We start from the raw sequence: 3,661 nt of genomic DNA on the forward strand, positions 1-3,661 counted from the left end.
GAAAAATTTCCAGGATGTGGCCGTCGTCACCTCGTCTGAAGACTATGCGGCAATCGCGGAGGCGCTGAGGTCTTCAGGCGGCGTGCTCGGACGTGAGCTGTTGTTTGATCTGGCTCGAAAAGCATTTATCTGCACGGCAAGGTACGATGCGCAGATCGCGCAATACCTGTCCGCAGAGCCGGCGACGACGGAGCAGGGCCCTCGTGCTCCTTTCCCACCGAATGTTTTCATGGACTTCGAGAAGGTCATGGATCTCCGTTACGGTGAAAATCCACATCAGCGCGCTTCTTTTTACAAATGGGGTGGGCAGCCGGGATTTGGCCTTGCGGCCGCCAGGCAGCTTCAAGGGAAAGAACTCTCCTACAACAATCTTGTGGACGCCGAGGCGGCCTGGAACCTGGTCCGGGAATTCGAAGCGCCAGCCTGCTGCATTATCAAACACACCAATCCGTGTGGAGCGGCTGTTGGAAGCCGGATTCGCGAGGCATACGTCAAAGCGTATGACGCGGATCCCGTATCTGCCTTTGGTTCCATTATTGCTTTCAACCAGACAGTCGATGAAGAAACGATCCATGAGCTGGCCAACGTACACAAACTATTCGTCGAAGCGATGATTGCCCCAGCGTATCACCCGGCAGCACTGTCGATTCTGGCTGCAAAAAAGAATTTGCGGGTACTGCAGGTGGAATCGTCCGGCTCGGGGACAGCGTGGTCACAGTTTGAGATGCGGCGCGTTTCGGGAGGCATTCTGCTTCAGGATACGGATAACGTTCTTTTTGGACCGGAATCCAGAATAGTGACCGGCCGCAAGCCGACAGATAAAGAGCGCGAGGATTTGCAGTTTGCCTGGCGGATTGCAAAGCACGTCAAGTCCAATGCCATCGTGCTCGCCGAAGGCGGCCGGATCATTGGAGTCGGAGCCGGGCAAATGAGCCGGGTGGATTCCGTCAAATTGAGCATCGAGAAATCCCGCCCGTCAGCGAAGGGCTCCGTGATGGGCTCCGATGCGTTTTTTCCATTTCGGGACGGGATCGATGAAGCTGCCAAAGCCGGTGTTACGGCCATCATCGAACCGGGCGGTTCGGTGCGTGACGCGGAGGTCATTCAGGCCGCTGACGAGCACGGGATGTCAATGATTTTCACGGGTTTAAGGCATTTCAAACATTAGGTGTAAGGTATAATGGGGAAATCGACTAGCGACAGAAAGATGGCTTATGAATAAATACTTGCTCGTCTTGCTGCTGATTCCGGCATTTGCGGTAACTGGATTGGCTCAGGCTCAAACCAATGCCCGTGCCCAGGCGTACTACCATTTTTCTAAAGGCCGGTTGCTCGACGATCAAGGGCAAACCACCCAAGCCATCGATGAATACAAAAAAGCCCTCGAGCTGGATCCGAATAATTCGCTGATTTATTCGGAAATGGCCGAGAGCTACCTCCGGAATAACCGGGTGCGCGACGCTGTCGACAGCGCAACTAAAGCGATCCAACTGGACCGTGACAACATCGAAGCGCACAAGCTTCTGGATACGGTTTACCTTCAAATCATCGGCAGATCGAATGCTCAGCAGCCTCCCAGTATCGACACCATCAACAGCGCGATCCACGAATTCGAAGAGATCATCAGAATCGATCCGACCGATAACACGTCATACGTGATGCTTGGGCGGCTGTATCTGATCAAGGGGGACCGTGACAAGGCTACGGCGATTTTCAAGAAGCTTCTGGGACAGGAGCCCGGTTCCGAAGAAGGCGTCACGGCTCTCGCCAAGCTCCACATGGATGCCGGCAATTTCAAAGAGGCCGTTGATCTTCTCGAGGCGTTCGTAAAGGACCATCCGGAGTCCGATTCCGCGCTTCAAACTCTGGGCGAAGCGTATTCGGATTTGCAGGAGTTTTCAAAATCTGCAGATGCGTACAAGCGCGCTGCCGAGCTCGATCCGGACGACGTCGAGATCAAGAAGGCTGAAGCCGAGGCTTTGTACCGGGCTCAGAATCTCGACGAAGCGGCAAAACTCTACGAAGACCTTGCGAAATCCGCGCCGGACGACGGAATCTCATTGCTGCGCCTCGGCCAGATCTACCAGGCAGAGATGAAGTACGAGCAGGCGCGCCAGTATCTACAAAAAGCGGCCCAGTCATTCCCGGACAGCGTTGAAGTCCAGTTCAATCTCGTGATTCTGGATCGCCAGGAAGGCCACCTGGAAGATGCGCTCAAACGCGCAAACGACATCCTCAAAAAGACGGAAAAATCCAACGGCCGTTACAGCGAGGCTGAGAAACAAAACCGGCGCATTTTCCTCATCAATCAGGCAACGCTGAATCAGTCGCTGGGAAATTACGACGCGGCGGTCAAGACGCTCCAGGATATCAAGAGTCTCACCAACGAGAAGGCCGGACCAATCGATGCGATGATCGTCGAGACCTATCGAATGGCCCGGAATCTCGACAAAGCCGTTCAATACTCCGATCAGGCATTGAGCGAGAATCCCGGCAATCGGCAGATGCAGATCGTGCACGCCGATCTGATTGCGGAAAAGGGCCGTGTCGATGACGGGATCAAGGCCCTGCAACAGCTGCAGAAGGGAAACGACACCGACCTCGACGTTTTGTCGACGGAAGTCAGCATTTACCAGCGGGCGAAAAAGTATGAGCAGGCCCAGAACGTATTGAATACCGCGATCCAGCGTTTTCCGAATCAGGAGCAGGTCTACTTTCTGCAGGGCGCCCTTGACGAGAAGCAGAAGAAATACGACGGCGCCGAGAAGGCTTTCCGAAAGGCTCTCGAGCTTGGCGAGGAGGATCCGGCAGTACTCAACTATCTGGGATACATGTACGCCGACCGTGGCGTCCGCCTGCCTGAAGCCGCGTCCATGCTTGAAAAGGCAGTGAAGGCCGAACCGACAAACGGCGCCTACCTGGACAGCCTGGGGTGGGTTTACTTCAAGCAGAACCGGTTCGATCTGGCCGAAGAATATCTGAAAAAAGCGATTGTTTTCGTCAACGGCGACTCCTCCATCCATGACCATATGGGCGACCTCTACTTTAAGACCAAGCGCTACGACGACGCCCGCAACGAGTGGAACAAATCGATACAGCTGGCCACCGACCAGGACGAAATCGATAAAGTGAAGAAAAAGCTGGATGAGCTGAAGACGACCCGGGCGGCTAAGAAATAATTTCGAACCTTTCCTTCCACACGGCTGTCACTAATCAAGACAGGCTAAGCGCGAGCGTGGCGGTGCGCGGCATTTGATTGGCGAAGCGCCAGTTCGGTAGAGCGCAGCAGTAGTAGGCGAAGCGCAAGCGCGGTAGCGCGCAGCAGTAGCAATTGATGATGAAGACGGTGGCTGTTCGAGCCGAAGACATAGACTTCGATGCGGCTGCTCGCGAGCACCGTCCGTTTCTGCTACAGATCGCTGTTGCTTCGACCCGAAATCCTACGGACGCGGAAGATGTTGTTCAGGAGGCGCTGATGCGCGGCTATCGCGGGATCAGCCGCTTCCGGGGCGATTGTCCGCTCCGGATCTGGTTGTCTCGAATCGTGGTGCGGGTTTCGATCAATCACCACCGCAGCGTTGCCCGGCGCCTCAAACGCTGGATCTTTTTCGCGGATCTGGAGACCACGCATGAGGACGGATCGGTTCAGGAGTTTGAACCT

General features: G+C 55.1%; 3 protein-coding genes. All 3 read left to right on the forward strand.

Annotation, left to right across the window (positions count from 1 at the left end; translation table 11 throughout):
- Positions 1–1,168 (forward strand): bifunctional phosphoribosylaminoimidazolecarboxamide formyltransferase/IMP cyclohydrolase (purH, locus tag VGK48_00005; GenBank protein ID HEY2379533.1); only part of this gene is annotated, 1,168 nt, incomplete at its 5' end.
- A gap of 46 nt (positions 1,169–1,214) precedes the next feature.
- Positions 1,215–3,179, forward strand: coding sequence for a tetratricopeptide repeat protein (locus VGK48_00010; GenBank protein HEY2379534.1), 1,965 nt, complete (start codon positions 1,215–1,217; stop codon positions 3,177–3,179).
- A 155-nt stretch (positions 3,180–3,334) separates the two neighbouring features.
- The coding region (locus tag VGK48_00015; GenBank protein HEY2379535.1) for an RNA polymerase sigma factor at positions 3,335–3,661 on the forward strand (327 nt) is incomplete at its 3' end.

The organism is Terriglobia bacterium, from assembly GCA_036496425.1.
Taxonomy (GTDB): domain Bacteria; phylum Acidobacteriota; class Terriglobia; order 20CM-2-55-15; family 20CM-2-55-15; genus 20CM-2-55-15.

Excerpts from the sequence above, each read along its gene's own strand:
- VGK48_00010 (HEY2379534.1), top strand. The coding sequence starts at position 1,215 with ATGAATAAATACTTGCTCGTCTTGCTGCTGATTCCGGCATTTGCGGTA.